This window comes from Rhodococcus sp. UNC23MFCrub1.1 (assembly GCF_000686025.1).
In the GTDB taxonomy this organism is placed as follows: domain Bacteria; phylum Actinomycetota; class Actinomycetes; order Mycobacteriales; family Mycobacteriaceae; genus Rhodococcoides.
In genome coordinates this window covers 38447-54124 of the sequence record NZ_JMLQ01000011.1, presented here as the reverse complement: position 1 = coordinate 54124, position 15678 = coordinate 38447, and the positions used below count along the sequence as shown (strand labels likewise).

Here is a 15678-nt window from a genome sequence, read left to right as displayed (position 1 = left end):
AGGTGGCGCTCGTCACGTGCTGGACGGTTTCCGGGCCACCGCGACGAGATCCAGGCTCTCGTCGATCGCCTCGGCGTGGATGTCGAAGTCGTCGACGGTGATGCCGGCGACGTCGGAGACGAGGGTCGCGGGCCACGGCTCACCGGCGAGCGCGCGGTCGATCTGCGCGTCGATGAACGATCCGCCGTGGGTCGCGTCGAGTGCGCGCAGTCGCTCGCCGTGATGCACGCCGGTCATCGAGTCGATCTCGAATCCCGTGTCGGACAGCAATTCCCGTAGTTCCGCGGCTGCGAGCTCGCGGGTGTGGAAGGGGTTCAGCGGGGTGTCCCGGCCGGGGGAGAACGTGATGCGGTTGGGAGTGCTGACGAGGAGGACGCCGCCGGGAACCAGAACCCGGAGGCACTCCCGCAGGAACTCGGCCTGGTCCCACAGATGTTCGATCACCTGGAAGTTGACGACGACGTCGACGCTCTCGCCGCGCAGCGGCAGCATCGCGAGGTTGCCTCGGGTCATGGCGACCGACGGGTACCGGCGAGCGACGTGTTCGGCGGCGCTGCGGTCGTAGTCGAGACCGATCACCCGTGTCGCCGTCCGCGCGATCATGTCGGCGCCGTAGCCCTCGCCGGAGCCCGCCTCGAGCACCACTCGGTCGGCGCAGGCCGGTGCGAGACGGCGGTACACGACCTCGTGCCGACGGAACCAGTAGTTCTCCTCGGCGATGCCGGGCACGGTGCGCTCGCCGGTGAGCGGGAGGGGTGTCTCGGTCGACACGGTCGTGTCGGTCGCGGCGTCGTTCATCCGGGCGACAGTAGTTCCCACCTGCCCGGTCGAGCGACGCCGGTCGGCGGTCCGAGGGGCCCCGGGGGGTGAATTCTCGGCCCGACAGGAGTAAGTTACCCATCAGTAACCACGAATGGGGTAACGTCCGTGACACGTCGGTTCCGGGGCTTCGGCCCACCGCGCGCAGCGTGAACTCCGAATACGTTTCGGGCCCCGCGCTACGAGATCAAGACCTGATTCACCGAGACAGGACACAGGAGGTCGACGAAGACCCATGACGAACATCGTCGTACTGATCAAGCAGGTTCCCGACACGTGGTCCGAGCGCAAGCTCTCGGACGGCGACTACACGCTCGACCGCGACGCGGCCGATGCCGTGCTCGACGAGATCAACGAGCGCGCCGTGGAGGAGGCACTCCTGATCAAGGAGCGCGACGGCGGCGAGGTCAAGGTCCTCTCGGCAGGACCCGACCGCGCGACCGAGGCCATCCGCAAGGCCCTCTCCATGGGCGCGGACAGTGCTGTGCACGTCAACGATCCGGCCATGCACGGTTCCGACGCCATCCAGACCGCGTGGGCTCTCGCTGCCGCACTCGGCCAGGTGGAGTTCGAGAACGGTGAGGCCGCAGATCTGGTCATCGCCGGCAACGAGGCGACCGACGGCCGCATCGGCGCGGTCCCCGCCATCATCGCCGAGTACCTCGGCATCCCGCAGCTGACCCAGATGCGCAAGCTGGTCGTCGCCGACGGCAAGGTCAGCGGCGAGCGCGAGACCGACGAGGGCATCTTCGGCCTCGAGGCAGATCTCCCCGCGATCGTCAGCGTCACCGAGAAGATCAACGAGCCGCGCTTCCCGTCCTTCAAGGGCATCATGGCCGCCAAGAAGAAGACGGTGCAGGTCCTCACCCTCGCCGACATCGGCGTCGATCCGGAGACCGTGGGCGTCGCGAACGCCGGCACCACCGTCACCACGGTGACCCCGAAGCCGCCGAAGACCGCTGGTGAGCGCGTGAACGACGAGGGAGACGGCGGAACCAAGGTCGCCGAGTACCTCGTCGCGCAGAAGATCATCTAGATCCCCGTCACCAGCACACATTCGTCTCACTGCAGTACAGGAGAAACACCATGGCAGAGGTACTCGTACTCGTCGAGCACGCAGACGGGGCACTGAAGAAGGTCACCAGCGAGCTCATCACGGCCGCCCGCGTTCTGGGTGAGCCGTCCGCGGTGGTCACGGGAGCGCCGGGCACCACCGACGCGATCGCCGCCGCACTCACCGAGGCCGGCGCCGCGAAGATCTATGTCGCGGAGTCCGCCGACGTCGACGGCTTCCTCGTCACGCCCAAGGTCGACGTGCTGTCGTCCCTGGCCGAGTCGGTCTCGCCCGCCGCGATCCTCACGTCCGGTGGCATCGAGGGCAAGGAGGTGGCGGGTCGTCTCGCCGCTCGCCTCGGTGCCGGACTGCACCAGGACGTCGTGGCGATCAACGCCGACAAGTCCGCCACGTACTCCATCTTCGGTGGCGCGTTCACCGTCGAGGCGAAGACCAACGGCGACGTCCCGGTCATCTCGCTCCGCCCGGGTGCCATCGACGCCGAGCCGCAGGCCGGTGCCGGTGAGCGTGTCGACGTCGAGGTTCCCGCGCAGGAGGAGGCCGTCGTCAAGGTCACCTCGCGTGAGCCCGTCGCCGGCGGCGACCGCCCCGAACTCACCGAGGCGTCGGTCGTCGTCTCCGGTGGTCGCGGTGTCGGCAGCGCGGACAAGTTCTCCGTCGTCGAGGACCTGGCCGACTCGCTCGGTGCGGCCGTCGGCGCCTCGCGTGCAGCCGTCGACTCGGGCTACTACCCGGGCCAGTTCCAGGTGGGTCAGACGGGCAAGACCGTCTCGCCCCAGCTGTACGTCGCGCTCGGCATCTCCGGTGCGATCCAGCACCGCGCCGGCATGCAGACGTCCAAGACGATCGTCGCCGTCAACAAGGACGAGGAAGCACCGATCTTCGAGATCGCGGACTTCGGCGTCGTGGGAGACCTCTTCGACGTCACGCCTCAGCTCGCCGAGGCAGTGAAGAAGCGCAAGGGCTGATCCCCTCAGCAGTACCCGGGAGCCCCGCTACCGTTCGTCGGTAGCGGGGCTTTCGTCGTTCGTGCACCTTCCGGTCACGTCGTGTTGTGAGTGCCGTCGAGTGGGCTCGATAGATCTATGTGCCATGACATCAGATGTGTGCGACTCGGCACCGACCGTCATCACCCCGTCCTCGGCCGACGAGCACGTGCTCGTCTCCGACAAGCACCACTCACTCGTTCTCGGATCCACCCCGGAACACGTGCTCGCGGCGCAGCGGTTGCGCGCCACCGTGTTCGGCTCGGAAGCGGGGTACGAGTCGACCGCCTTCGACGGCGGCCTCGACGCCGACCGCTTCGACGACCACTGCGATCACCTGCTCGTCGTCGACAACCGCACCGGCGATCGTGTCGGCTGCTACCGCATGCTCACCCCGGACGGTGCGGAGCGCGCCGGCGGGTACTACACGGCGACGGAGTTCGACATCAGCGAACTGCGTGCACACGAGTTGCGGACGGTCGAGATGGGTCGTGCGTGCGTCCTGGAGGGCCATCGATCCGGCTCGGTGCTGGCGCTGATGTGGTCCGGGATCCTCCGGTACATCGACCTCGGTGGCTACGACCGGGTGATGGGCTGTGTGTCGGTCCCCATGGCACTCGGTGACGGGGAGCCGGACGGCGCGCACGTCAAGGGCGTGTACGACCTCGTCGAGAAGCGGCACCGCTCCGAGGTCCGCGCGTATCCCCGGACCCCCGTGCGCGTCGACGGTGTCGCCCTCGCCGACATGACGGCGCCCGCCCGCACGTCGGTGCCGGCCCTGATGCGCGGCTATCTGCGCATGGGCGCCTCGATCTGCGGGGAGCCGGCCCACGATCCCGATTTCGGCGTCGCGGACTTCGTCACCCTCCTGCACATGAAGGACGCCAACGTCCGCTATCTCGACCGGCTCCGCTCGGCCGCGGCGACCGCGGAGTCGCACGCGTGACGACACACGCCTGGATGCCCGCCAGCCCGTGCGGGACGGGGTGCCATCCGGCGGTCTCGGCGACCGTGGGCACCGCACGCGTGGTGGTGCGCTGCGTCCTGGTGGCGGTGCTGCTCGCCGTGGTCCCGCTCCTGCTGGCGGGCCGGGTGTTGCCGGCGGGCGGTCGACGCGCCGCCGCACGTGCCGGAGCCAGGGGACTCCTCGGCGCGCTCGGTGTCCGGGTGACTCTGGACGGCGACCGCACGGCCGAGCCCACCGGCGTCGGAACGCTCGTCGTCGCCAATCACGTGTCCTGGACGGACGTCCTGGTGCTGGCAGCCTGTTTCCCGTGCCGCTTCGTCGCCCGCGCGGACCTCGTGGACTGGCCCGTCCTGGGTCTGCTCGCACGCATCGTGCGGGTCGTCCCCATCGCCCGTGAGCGACTCCGCTCCCTGCCCGGCACCGTCGACGAGGTGACCGAGGCCTTGCGATCGGGAGCCACGGTGGTCGTCTTCCCCGAGGGCACCACCTGGTGCGGAACCGCCTACGGATCGTTCCGTCCCGCCCTGTTCCAGGCGGCCATCGACGCCGGTGCGGTGGTGCGGCCGATCGCGGTCACCTACCGCGACGTCGACCACCGTCCGACGACGGCCACCGCCTTCGTGGGCGACGAGACCATCGGCGAGTCGATGTCGAGGATCCTGCGGCTGAAGGGCGTCCGTGCCGCCGTGCGGGTGTGCGAGGACATCGCGCCCATCGACGATCGTCGACTGCTGGCGCGCAGCGCGGAGTTGGCCGTGCGCCGACACCAGGACGAGACGGCAGTTCCGCCCCTGCGCGTCACCCGCACGCGACTGCCGCGCCGGGATCGGCTCGCCCAGCCGGTCCGCCCCGGTGAGTACGCCGGAACCGTCGTGCGGGCGAGCTGACGCACGGCAGTTCGGGCGTGCTCGCGCGGGGGAGAGGCGGGGTCCGCGACCGGTTATCCTGGACCACGTCATGCCACAGCCCCCACGTGTGCCCGGAACGCCGGTGTACCTCGATCATGCCGCGACCACTCCGATGGTCCCCGCGGCGATCGAGGCGATGACGGAGATCCATCGGACCGTGGGAAACGCGTCGTCCCTGCACGGATCGGGGCGCACGGCCCGCCGCCGCATCGAGGAGTCGCGGGAGTCCATCGCCGCGGCGCTGGGCGCTCGTCCGTCCGAGGTCATCTTCACCTCCGGCGGCACCGAGAGCGACAATCTGGCGGTCAAGGGTATCTTCTGGGCACGCCGAGCGCGTGATCCTCGTCGCGTCCGTGTGATCACCAGCTCGGTCGAGCATCACGCCGTGCTCGATGCCGTGGAGTGGCTCGAACGTCACGAGGGCGCCGCGGTGTCCTGGTTGCCGGTCGAGGCCGACGGCCGCGTCCTCCCGTCGACGCTGCGCCGAGAACTCGAGCTGCACGCCGACGAGGTCGCCGTCGTGTCGATCATGTGGGCGAACAACGAGGTGGGCACCATCATGGCGATCCGCGAACTCGCTGCCATCGCGGCCGAGTTCGACGTGCCCATGCACAGCGACGCGGTCCAGGTGGCCGGTGTCCGTGAGCTCGACTTCGCGTCCAGTGGTCTCTCCGCGCTGTCCATCGCGGCACACAAGTTCGGCGGACCCCAGGGCGTCGGCGCGCTGCTGCTCGGACGCTCGGTGCCCTGCGAATCACTGCTGCACGGAGGCGGTCAGGAACGCGACGTCCGGTCCGGGACGCCCGACACGGCAGGTGCAGTGGGCATGGCGGCCGCCCTCGACGTCGCCGTCGCCGGACGGGCCGACACCGAGGCGCGGCTCGTGGCGTTGCGCGAGCGTGTCATCGAGGGTGTCCTCGACGCGGTGCCCGGCGCGTCGGTCAACGGTGCCCGCGGCGCGGACAGACTCCCCGGCAACGTGCACGTCACGTTCCCCGGATGCGAGGGCGATTCACTGTTGATGTTGCTCGACGCCTCCGGTGTCGAGTGCTCGACTGGATCCGCGTGCACGGCGGGTGTCGCACGGGCGAGTCATGTGCTGCTGGCGATGGGCGTCGATGCGGCCGATGCCCGCGGATCACTGCGGTTCTCCTTGGGCCACACCAGCACCGACGCCGATGTCGACGTACTGCTCGAGGTCCTGCCGCGCGTCGTCGAACGTGCGCGGGCCGCCGGCATGGCGTCCAGTTCGAGATGACGAGAACGTCGAGACGAGAAGAGTGGTGACATGAGAGTTCTGGCAGCGATGAGCGGCGGCGTCGATTCCGCCGTGGCGGCGGCGCGTGCCGTCGATGCCGGCCACGAGGTGGTCGGGGTGCACCTGGCGCTGTCCACCGCTCCCGGCGCTCTGCGCACCGGGTCGCGCGGGTGCTGCTCCAAGGAGGACGCCGGGGACGCGCGCCGTGCCGCGGACGTGCTCGGGATCCCGTTCTACGTCTGGGATTTCGCGGATCGGTTCAAGGAAGACGTGATCGACGACTTCGTCGCGTCCTACGCCGCAGGCGAGACCCCGAACCCATGCCTGCGCTGCAACGAGAAGATCAAGTTCGCGGCGCTCGCCGATCGGGCCGAGGCGCTCGGTTTCGACGCGGTCGCCACCGGCCACTACGCCCGGCTCGAGGACGGCGTGCTGCGTCGTGCGGTCGATGCCGACAAGGACCAGTCGTACGTGCTGGGCGTCCTCACCGCGCGCCAGCTGTCCCGTGCCCTGTTCCCGATCGGGGACACCCCGAAGGCGGAGGTGCGTGACGAGGCCGCCCGCCGCGGTCTCGCCGTCGCGGACAAGCCCGACAGTCACGACATCTGCTTCATCCCGTCCGGCGACACCCGGGCGTTCCTCGGCGCCCGTATCGGCGTGCGCCCCGGATCGGTGGTCGACGCGGACTCCGGCGCGGTGCTCGCCGAGCACGACGGTGTGCACGGGTTCACCGTCGGCCAGCGCAAGGGCCTGGGCGTCGAGGGACCGGCCGCCGACGGCAAGCCGCGGTACGTCACCTCCATCGAGTCCGAGACCGGGACCGTCCGGGTCGGCTCGGCGAGCCGCCTCGACGTGTACGGCATCGATGCGAGCACACCCGTCTGGACGTCCGGCACGCCGCCCGAGGGCGACGTGGACTGCGTCGTCCAGGTCCGGGCACACGGCGGACTCGCAGACGCCGTCGCTCGTGTCGACGGCGACACCCTGCGCATCGGTCTGCGGTCCCCGCTCACCGGAGTCGCACGTGGTCAGGCAGCCGTGCTGTACCGCCCCGACCCGGCAGGCGACATCGTGGTCGGCAGCGGCACCATCGCGGCAACCTCCGCCGAGTCGCCACTCACCGCGTCCGCTCGCCCGTGACGGATCCTGCTGCCGCTCTGGCAGGCGTGGCGACGGGTATCGGCTCGTGGCCGGGAACGGACATCGCGAACGCCGTCACGACGGTGATCGGCGAGCTCCCCGACCTGCCGCACGTCGTGGAACTACCGGCGCGAGGTCTCGGCGCCGACATGATCGGGCGCACCGGCGTGCTGCTGGTCGACATCGAGATCGATGCAGCCACCAGCGGATACCGCGTGAGCCGACGGCCGAGTACGACGAGCCGCCGGGCCCGCGACTTCCTGACGGAGGACCTCGACGTTCTCGAGGAGCAGTGGGAACTGGCCGGGCTGCGCGGATCCGGCCGCGCCGTCAAGGTGCAGGCCGCGGGCCCGCTCACGATGGCCGCGGACATCGAGCTGGCGTTCGGTCACCGCGCCTTGACCGACCGCGGTGCGGTGCGCGACATCGCCGGGTCGTTGGCCGAGGGAGTGGCCGCGCACGCCGACGAGGTCGCGAGGCGGCTCGGCGCCGAGGTGGTCGTCCAGTTCGACGAACCTCGCATCGCGGCCGTGCTGGCCGGTCGCCTGCAGGGCGTGACGAGCCTCGAGCAGATCGCCGCGGTGCCGGCGCCGGAGGTGGCCGACCTGCTGGGCTCGGTGGTGCAGCGGGTGAACCGACCCGTGATCGTGCACACGTGCTCCGCCGACGTCCCGTTCGAGGTCTTCGGACGCAGCGGGGTGCACGGCGTCTCGTTCGATCTGTCCCTGCTGTCCACGTCGCGGTACGACGCGGTCGGCGATTACCTGGAGAGCGGCGGTGTCGCCGTCCTGGGGGTGGTGCCGGGAACCGACCCGGAGAAGTACCCGGCGTGGCGCGAGAGTGCGGCGCCCGCAGTGGAACTGATGGATCGGTTGGGCTTCCCGAGGCGGTACCTCGCCGAGCGCGTCGCCGTCTCACCCACGTGTGGGTTGTCCGGCGCGAGCCTGCCGTGGGCCCGGCACGCTCTGACGGTGCTGCGCGACGTCCGCGCTGCTTTCACCGAGGATCCCGACGCGCTGTGACACCGGCCTTCGTCACCGGGAACGGTGTCGGAGCGCTCCGATAGTCTGCGATCGTGGACGAGATCGAGACACCGCCGGACCTGGTCCCGGCCTCACCCGAGCAGAAGCAGGAGTGGGACGCGCTGGCCGAGGAGGTCCGCGGTCACCAGTTCCGGTACTACGTGCGGGACGCGCCGATCATCTCGGACGGGCAGTTCGACGAGTTGCTGAAGCGCCTGCAGGCGATGGAGGAGGAGCATCCGGATCTCCGGACGCCCGACTCGCCGACGCAGCTCGTCGGTGGCGGCTTCGAGACGGACTTCACGGCTGTCGACCACCTCGAGCGAATGTTGTCCCTGGACAACGTGTTCGACGCGGACGAGCTGCGTGCCTGGGCGCGCAGGGTCGAGGTGGAGGCGGGGGAGAACCTGCACTACCTCTGCGAGGTCAAGATCGACGGTGTCGCGCTCAATCTGGTGTACGAGAACGGCCGACTGGTGCGCGCCGCCACCCGCGGTGACGGACGCACCGGGGAGGACGTGACGCTCAACGCGCGCACCATCGACGACATCCCCGAGGTGCTCACCCCGTCGGACGAGTTCCCGGTCCCGACGCTGCTCGAGGTGCGGGGCGAGGTGTTCTTCCGACTCGAGGACTTCCAGGCGCTCAACGCCTCTCTCGTCGAGCAGGGCAAGCCGCCGTTCGCCAACCCGCGCAACTCCGCCGCGGGGTCGCTGCGGCAGAAGAACCCCGCGGTCACCTCGCGGCGGCGGCTCGGCATGATCTGTCACGGGTTCGGCCGGATGGAGGGCTTCGCCCCCGCCGCCCAGTCCGTCGCGTACGACGCGCTCGCCGCCTGGGGTCTGCCGGTCTCGACTCACACCGCACTGGTGCAGGGCGTCGACGCGGTGGTCGAACGCATGGAGTACTGGGGCGAGAACCGGCACTCGGTCGAGCACGAGATCGACGGCCTCGTGGTGAAGGTCGACGAGATGGCGTTGCACCGCCGACTCGGATCCACGTCACGCGCACCCCGCTGGGCCATCGCCTTCAAGTATCCGCCGGAGGAGGCCACCACGACGTTGCTCGACATCCGGGTCAACGTCGGTCGCACCGGGCGAGTGACGCCGTTCGCGTTCATGGAGCCGGTGCTCGTGGCGGGGTCGACGGTGTCCCTCGCGACGTTGCACAACGCGTCCGAGGTCGTGCGCAAGGGCGTGCTGATCGGAGACACCGTGGTCATCCGCAAGGCGGGCGAGGTGATCCCGGAGGTGCTCGGTCCGGTGGTCGACGCGCGCACCGGGGACGAGCGGGAGTTCGTCATGCCGACGCACTGCCCCGAGTGCGGAACCGAGCTCGCACCGGCCAAGGAGGGCGACGCCGACATCCGCTGTCCCAATTCGCGTTCGTGCCCGGCGCAGTTGCGGGAACGGGTCTTCCACGTCGCGGGCCGTGGCGCGTTCGACATCGAGGTGCTGGGGTACGAGGCCGCGACGGCGCTGTTGTCCGCACACGTGATCGAGGACGAGGGCGATCTGTTCGATCTCACCGAGGACCAGCTCACCCGGACGGATCTCTTCCGAACCAAGGCGGGAGCGCTGTCCGCGAACGGTCGGCGATTGCTGGACAACCTGGGGCGAGCCAAGGATCAGCCGCTGTGGCGGGTGCTCGTCGGATTGTCGATCCGCCATGTCGGGCCGACCGCCGCCCGCGCCCTCGCCGCCCGCTTCGGGTCGCTCGACGCCATCCGGGCGGCGACGGAGGAGGAACTGGCCGCCGCCGACGGGGTGGGGCCCACCATCGCCCGCGCAGTCGTCGAGTGGTTCGACGTCGACTGGCACAGCGCCATCGTGGAGAAGTGGTCGGCGGCGGGCGTGCGCATGGAGGACGAACGCGACGAGAGTATCGAGCGCACGCTCGACGGTCTGTCGATCGTCGTCACCGGATCGCTCGCCACGTTCACGCGTGACGACGCGAAGGAGGTGATCCTGGCCCGCGGCGGCAAGGCGGCCTCGTCGGTGTCGAAGAAGACGGCGTTCGTGGTCGTCGGCGACGCGCCCGGATCCAAGCACGACAAGGCGCTCGAACTCGGTGTTCCGGTGCTCGACGAGGACGGGTTCCGCACGCTGCTCGGCGAGGGGCCCGACGCGGCCCGCGCGCTGGTCGCCGGGGCGGACTCAGCCGAGGACGGTGGCGACGATGCCGGCCAGGTAGCCGAGCCGGGCGATCTCTGACGGTCGGAAGTCCGGTCCGCCGGGTCGTCCGAGCACCAGCACGGTGCCCGACGATCCGAGTGGCGCCGCGGCCAGTGTGGTGTCCATGTCCTTCCACGACTGCGGAACCCATGCTCCGGTCGGGTCGAGGACTGCCGGCTTCTCGAGGGGCATCCACGGCATGTCGTCGGCCCGCGACTCGGGCGCCCCGGAGCTGCCGACGATGACGGCCGGACCGTGATCCGACATGCCCACCACGGTGCTCCATCCGACGCGCAAGACCCGCGGCGCACCGTCCACGAGCACCTGCAGACGGTCGTCGTGCGCCGTGGCCACCTGATCGATGAGCTCGAGCTCGCGGTGTGTGTCCAGGATGCCGGCGTAGGGACGGATGGAGTCCACGCGGACGTCGGTGAGCTTCTCGGCCGCGGTGATGAGTGTGTCGGGGAGGGCGCCCGGCGCGACGTCCACCACCAGATCGTCCACCGCGAATCCGGCTCCGCGTTCGATGACGTCGAGCGACAGGATGTCGGCCCCCACCGAACCCAGGGCGACGGCGAGCGACCCGAGACTGCCCGGACGGTCGGGCAACTGGACCCGCAGGAGATACGACACGCCGACATCCTCGCACTCGACGCCGTCTCCATCGAGTCGCACGCGGCCCACGAGAAGGTGGAGGACGGCCGGGCTCGCCGTCCCTCGCCGCGACGCGAGGCCGTGACGGTGGGGTGGTCGCCACGAACTAGGCTGCTCGGCATGCGTTACGAATCGAAGGGGGCCTGACGGACGTGTCTGCCATATCCCGCGACGAGGTCGCCCACCTCGCACGACTGTCCCGGCTCGCGCTCGAGGAGCACGAACTCGATGCGTTCGCCGGTCAGCTCGACGCCATTCTGGGCCACGTGAAGGCGGTGTCGGAGGTCGACGTCTCGGACGTCGACGCCACAGCGAGTCCGCTCGCTGTGACCAACGTCACCCGGCCAGACGTCATCGTCCCGGGTCTCGGCCCGGACAGTGCCCTCGCCGAGGCGCCCGCGTCCGAACAGAGCCGCTTCGCGGTGCCGCGCATCCTGGGAGAAGAGTGATGACCGCCGCCGAGCAGACCGATCTGATCCGGTCCACCGCGTCCGACCTGGCCGCGAAGATCCGCACCCGCGAGGTCTCCGCCGTGGAGGTCACTCGCGCCCACCTCGATCGCATCGCCGAGGTCGACGGAACGCTGCACGCCTTCCTGCACGTCGCGGGGGACGAGGCGATCGCCGCCGCCCAGCGCGTCGACGACGCGTTGGACGCGGGTGAGACGCCCGCGTCGGAGTTGGCCGGCGTCCCGTTGGCGCTGAAGGACGTGTTCACCACCACGGACATGCCCACCACCGCCGGCTCGAAGATCCTCGAGGGATGGGTCTCGCCGTACGACGCCACGGTCACCGCGAGGCTGCGTGCCGCGGGAATCCCGTTGCTGGGCAAGACCAACATGGACGAGTTCGCGATGGGGTCGTCCACCGAGAACAGCGCGTACGGACCCACCCTGAACCCGTGGGACACCACTCGGGTGCCGGGTGGATCGGGCGGCGGTTCGGCCGCGGCGCTCGCCTCGTTCCAGGCACCGTTGGCCATCGGTACCGACACCGGTGGCTCGATCCGGCAACCGGCCGCCGTCACCGGAACCGTCGGGTGCAAGCCGACGTACGGCGGCGTCTCCCGGTACGGGCTCATCGCCTGCGCCTCCTCCCTGGATCAGGGCGGACCCTGCGGGCGGACGGTGCTCGACACCGCGTTGCTGCACCAGGTCATCGCCGGACACGACCCCCGCGACTCGACGTCGGTCGACGCGGCGGTGCCGGACGTCGTCGCGGCGGCGCGCCGCGGCGCGGGTGGAGATCTGACGGGCGTGCGCGTCGGCGTCGTCAAGGAACTGCACTCGGACGCCTATCAGCCGGGGGTCATCTCCTCCTTCGACGCCGCCGTCGAGGTGCTCACCTCGCTGGGCGCCGAGGTGGTGGAGGTGTCGTGCCCCAACTTCGATCACGCCCTCGCCGCGTACTACCTCATCCTCCCGTCGGAGGTGTCGTCCAACCTCGCCCGCTTCGACGCGATGCGCTACGGACTGCGGGTCGGTGACGACGGAACGCACAGTGCCGATCAGGTCATGGCGATGTCGCGTGCCGCCGGGTTCGGCCCGGAGGTCAAGCGCCGCATCATGATCGGGACGTATGCGCTGTCCGCAGGCTACTACGACGCGTACTACGGCCAGGCTCTGAAGATCCGGACGCTCATCGCCCGGGACTTCGATCGTGCCTACGAGAAGGTGGACGTCCTGGTGTCGCCCACCACCCCGTCGACGGCGTTCGCGCTGGGCGAGAAGGTCGACGACCCCATCGCCATGTACCTGTACGACCTCTGCACCCTGCCGACCAACCTGGCCGGTCACCCGGCCATGTCGGTGCCGTCCGGTCTCGCGGACGGTCTCCCGGTCGGGCTGCAGATCATGGCTCCGGCGATGGCGGACGATCGCCTCTACCGGGTCGGTGCGGCGTACGAAGCCGCACGGGGAGAGTTTCCCCAGCCGTCCGCGATCTGATCCGACCGTGCCTCCGCGCGCCGGAGGTAGCAAGATGGTGACGAGCATCGTGCGCGGCGACCCCGCGTCGACACCCGCGAACGAGAGGCACCGACCCATGCGTATCGGAGTACTGACCGGCGGCGGCGACTGCCCGGGACTCAACGCGGTCATCAGGGCCGTCGTACGCACGGCGGACGCCCGCTACGGGTCGTCGGTGGTCGGATTCCTCGACGGCTGGCGCGGCCTGCTCGAGGACCGTCGTATCCAACTGCGCAACGACGATCGCAACGATCGACTGCTCACCAAGGGCGGCACCATCCTGGGGACCGCACGCGTCAATCCCGAGAAGCTGCGGGCGGGGCTCGACCAGATCAAGCAGACGATGGACGACAACGGCATCGACGTGCTCATCCCCATCGGCGGCGAGGGCACGTTGACCGCCGGACACTGGCTGTCGCAGGAGGGCGTGCCCGTCATCGGGGTTCCCAAGACCATCGACAACGACATCGACTGCACCGACGTCACGTTCGGTTTCGACACGGCACTCACCATCGCCACCGACGCGATCGATCGGCTGCACAGCACCGCCGAGTCCCACCAGCGCGTCATGCTCGTCGAGGTGATGGGGCGGCACGCCGGCTGGATCGCGCTGCACTCCGGCCTCGCGTCCGGCGCGCACATGACACTGATCCCCGAGCAGCCCTTCGACGTCCAGGAGGTGTGCGATCTGGTGAAGAAGCGGTTCCAGCGCGGGGACTCCCACTTCATCTGCGTCGTCGCCGAGGGAGCGACGCCCAAGGAGGGGTCGATGGAGATCCGCGACGGAGGAATCGACGAGTTCGGCCACGTCCGGTTCACCGGTGTCGCACAGCAATTGGGCGTCGAGATCGAACGCCGCATCAACAAGGAGGTCCGCACCACGGTGCTGGGCCACGTGCAGCGCGGCGGCAAGCCCACTCCGTACGACCGCGTCCTCGCCACCCGTTTCGGCGTCAACGCCGTCGACGCCGTGCACGCGGGGGAGAAGGGCAAGATGGTCTCCCTCCAGGGCGCCGAGATCGGCCTGGTGGACCTCGAGGAGGCCGTCCGCCAGCTCAAGCGGGTTCCCGAGAGTCGCTACCTGGACGCGGCCGCCTTCTTCGGCTGACACCGAGGGGGTTCGGCCCACCGGTCCGCAGTAAACTCGGCACCATGACTGCTGCCACCTCATCGCACTCGACGAGCCTGATGGATTACGACGAGGTGATCTCCCGGTACGACCCCGTGCTGGGCATGGAGGTGCATGTCGAGCTCGGTACCGCCACCAAGATGTTCTGTGGATGCCCCACCGAGTTCGGTGCCGAGCCCAACACCCAGGTGTGCCCTGTGTGCCTCGGCCTGCCGGGTGCGCTCCCGGTGGTCAACGCGGCTGCCGTCGAGTCCGCCATCCGGATCGGCCTCGCGCTGAACTGCTCGATCACGCCGTGGGGTCGGTTCGCGCGGAAGAACTACTTCTACCCGGACCAGCCGAAGAACTACCAGATCTCGCAGTACGACGAGCCGATCGCCACCGAGGGCTATCTCGACGTGGTGCTCGACGACGGGTCCACGTGGCGGGTCGACATCGAGCGCGCCCACATGGAGGAGGACACCGGCAAGTCGTTGCACGTCGGCGGCGCCACCGGTCGCATCGACGGAGCGAGTCACTCACTGCTGGACTACAACCGGGCCGGTGTGCCTCTCGTCGAGATCGTCACCAAGACCATCGAGGGCGCCGGCGACCGCGCGCCCGAGGTGGCCCGCGCCTACGTCACCGCGCTGCGGGAACTGATCCGCGAGCTCGGCGTGTCCGACGTGCGGATGGACCAGGGCTCGCTCCGGTGCGATGCCAACGTCTCGCTGATGGAGAAGGGCGCCACCGAGTTCGGCACCCGGACCGAGACCAAGAACGTCAACTCCCTCAAGAGCGTCGAGGTCGCCGTCCGCTACGAGATGCGCCGTCAGGCAGCAGTTCTCGCGGAGGGCGGCGAGATCGTGCAGGAGACGCGGCACTTCCAGGAGGCCGACGGCAGCACTGCGCCCGGTCGCAAGAAAGAGACCGCGGAGGACTACCGCTACTTCCCGGAGCCCGATCTCGAGCCGGTCGCCCCGGACGCCGCCTGGGTCGAGGAACTGCGCGCCACCATTCCTGAGGCGCCGTGGATCACCCGCTCTCGCATCCAGAAGGAGTGGGGCTGGTCCGATCTCGTCATGCGCGACGTCGTCAACGCCGATGCCCTCGGCCTCATCACCGCGACCGTCGACGTCGGTGCGACACCCGACGCCGCCCGCAGCTGGTGGGTGGCGTACCTGTCGCAGCAGGCCAACACCCGCGGCGTCGACCTCGCGGACCTGGCGATCACCCCGGTTCAGGTGGCCCGCGTCGCCGCGCTGGTCGCCGACCGCACACTCACCAACGCCAACGCCCGCAAGGTGGTCGACGGTGTCCTCGATGGTGAGGGTGACCCCGACGCCGTCGTCGAGGCACGCGGACTCGCTGTCGTGCAAGACGATTCGGCGCTCGAGACGGCCGTGTCCGAGGCGCTCGCGGCCAACCCCTCCGTCGCGGAGAAGATCCGCGGCGGCAAGGTGCAGGCCGCCGGTGCCATCGTCGGTGCCGTCATGAAAGCGACCAAGGGCCAGGCCGACCCCGCGCGAGTCAAGGAACTCGTCATCGCCGCCTGCAGCTAGAGAGTCCGACCGGCCTCCGGCCTTCCCGCCGACCGGCCT

The 15678-nt window shown here is 69.8% G+C and carries 14 protein-coding genes; 12 read left to right on the top strand and 2 right to left on the bottom strand.

Going from position 1 to position 15678, the window contains the following annotated elements; all coding sequences use genetic code 11:
* Positions 1 to 12 precede the first annotated feature (12 nt).
* Positions 13 to 798, bottom strand: coding sequence for a class I SAM-dependent methyltransferase (locus BR07_RS0120595; protein ID WP_051613650.1), 786 nt, complete (start codon positions 796 to 798; stop codon positions 13 to 15).
* Positions 799 to 1054: 256 nt separating this feature from the next.
* Between BR07_RS0120595 and BR07_RS0120590 the strand changes: the two genes are divergently transcribed.
* From BR07_RS0120590 to ligA, 8 genes are all read left to right on the top strand, one after another.
* Entirely contained in the window at positions 1055 to 1855 is an 801-nt protein-coding gene (locus BR07_RS0120590) for an electron transfer flavoprotein subunit beta/FixA family protein (RefSeq protein WP_027507029.1), read from the top strand.
* A 50-nt stretch (positions 1856 to 1905) separates the two neighbouring features.
* Positions 1906 to 2862 (top strand): electron transfer flavoprotein subunit alpha/FixB family protein, encoded by a 957-nt coding sequence (locus BR07_RS0120585; protein WP_027507028.1) that lies wholly within the window; start codon positions 1906 to 1908, stop codon positions 2860 to 2862.
* Between the two features lie 124 nt (positions 2863 to 2986).
* Positions 2987 to 3826, top strand: a complete 840-nt coding sequence (locus tag BR07_RS0120580) for a GNAT family N-acetyltransferase (protein WP_027507027.1) — start codon at positions 2987 to 2989, stop codon at positions 3824 to 3826.
* Positions 3823 to 4734, top strand: a complete 912-nt coding sequence (locus tag BR07_RS25765; RefSeq protein ID WP_155957127.1) for a lysophospholipid acyltransferase family protein — start codon at positions 3823 to 3825, stop codon at positions 4732 to 4734. The genes BR07_RS0120580 and BR07_RS25765 overlap by 4 nt, the downstream gene beginning before the upstream one ends.
* 70 nt (positions 4735 to 4804) lie before the next feature.
* Complete coding sequence (locus BR07_RS0120570; protein WP_027507026.1) at positions 4805 to 6013, top strand: cysteine desulfurase family protein; 1209 nt, start codon at positions 4805 to 4807, stop codon at positions 6011 to 6013.
* 30 nt (positions 6014 to 6043) lie between these two features.
* Complete coding sequence (gene mnmA, locus BR07_RS0120565) at positions 6044 to 7153, top strand: tRNA 2-thiouridine(34) synthase MnmA (RefSeq protein ID WP_027507025.1); 1110 nt, start codon at positions 6044 to 6046, stop codon at positions 7151 to 7153.
* On the top strand, positions 7150 to 8175 hold the full coding sequence (locus BR07_RS0120560) for a methionine synthase (protein ID WP_027507024.1): 1026 nt from the start codon (positions 7150 to 7152) through the stop codon (positions 8173 to 8175). The genes mnmA and BR07_RS0120560 overlap by 4 nt, the downstream gene beginning before the upstream one ends.
* Before the next feature lie 62 nt (positions 8176 to 8237).
* Complete coding sequence (gene ligA, locus BR07_RS0120555) at positions 8238 to 10388, top strand: NAD-dependent DNA ligase LigA (protein WP_051613653.1); 2151 nt, start codon at positions 8238 to 8240, stop codon at positions 10386 to 10388.
* Here ligA and BR07_RS0120550 read toward each other — a convergent pair.
* Entirely contained in the window at positions 10332 to 10982 is a 651-nt protein-coding gene (locus BR07_RS0120550; RefSeq protein WP_027507022.1) for an amino acid-binding protein, read from the bottom strand. The genes ligA and BR07_RS0120550 overlap by 57 nt on opposite strands.
* Before the next feature lie 173 nt (positions 10983 to 11155).
* Between BR07_RS0120550 and gatC the strand changes: the two genes are divergently transcribed.
* The 4 genes from gatC (at position 11156) to gatB (ending at position 15639) form a co-directional block, all read left to right on the top strand.
* A complete protein-coding gene (gene gatC / locus BR07_RS0120545) occupies positions 11156 to 11452 on the top strand; it encodes an Asp-tRNA(Asn)/Glu-tRNA(Gln) amidotransferase subunit GatC (protein WP_027507021.1) in 297 nt (98 codons plus the stop codon).
* Complete coding sequence (gene gatA / locus BR07_RS0120540; RefSeq protein ID WP_037187049.1) at positions 11452 to 12948, top strand: Asp-tRNA(Asn)/Glu-tRNA(Gln) amidotransferase subunit GatA; 1497 nt, start codon at positions 11452 to 11454, stop codon at positions 12946 to 12948. Before gatC ends, gatA begins: the two co-directional genes overlap by 1 nt.
* Before the next feature lie 97 nt (positions 12949 to 13045).
* Positions 13046 to 14077: an ATP-dependent 6-phosphofructokinase gene (locus BR07_RS0120535; protein WP_027507019.1), complete on the top strand. Its 1032-nt coding sequence runs from the start codon at positions 13046 to 13048 to the stop codon at positions 14075 to 14077.
* A gap of 44 nt (positions 14078 to 14121) precedes the next feature.
* Positions 14122 to 15639: an Asp-tRNA(Asn)/Glu-tRNA(Gln) amidotransferase subunit GatB gene (gene gatB / locus BR07_RS0120530; RefSeq protein ID WP_027507018.1), complete on the top strand. Its 1518-nt coding sequence runs from the start codon at positions 14122 to 14124 to the stop codon at positions 15637 to 15639.
* Positions 15640 to 15678 lie beyond the last annotated feature (39 nt).

Bases quoted from the DNA above. Each gene is read 5' to 3' on its own strand.
- BR07_RS0120595 (WP_051613650.1), bottom strand. From the start codon at position 798: ATGAACGACGCCGCGACCGACACGACCGTGTCGACCGAGACACCCCTC.
- BR07_RS0120590 (WP_027507029.1), top strand. From the start codon at position 1,055: ATGACGAACATCGTCGTACTGATCAAGCAGGTTCCCGACACGTGGTCC.
- mnmA (WP_027507025.1), top strand. From the start codon at position 6,044: ATGAGAGTTCTGGCAGCGATGAGCGGCGGCGTCGATTCCGCCGTGGCG.
- BR07_RS0120580 (WP_027507027.1), top strand. From the start codon at position 2,987: ATGACATCAGATGTGTGCGACTCGGCACCGACCGTCATCACCCCGTCC.
- gatB (WP_027507018.1), top strand. From the start codon at position 14,122: ATGACTGCTGCCACCTCATCGCACTCGACGAGCCTGATGGATTACGAC.
- BR07_RS0120585 (WP_027507028.1), top strand. From the start codon at position 1,906: ATGGCAGAGGTACTCGTACTCGTCGAGCACGCAGACGGGGCACTGAAG.
- BR07_RS0120535 (WP_027507019.1), top strand. From the start codon at position 13,046: ATGCGTATCGGAGTACTGACCGGCGGCGGCGACTGCCCGGGACTCAAC.
- BR07_RS0120570 (WP_027507026.1), top strand. From the start codon at position 4,805: ATGCCACAGCCCCCACGTGTGCCCGGAACGCCGGTGTACCTCGATCAT.
- gatA (WP_037187049.1), top strand. From the start codon at position 11,452: ATGACCGCCGCCGAGCAGACCGATCTGATCCGGTCCACCGCGTCCGAC.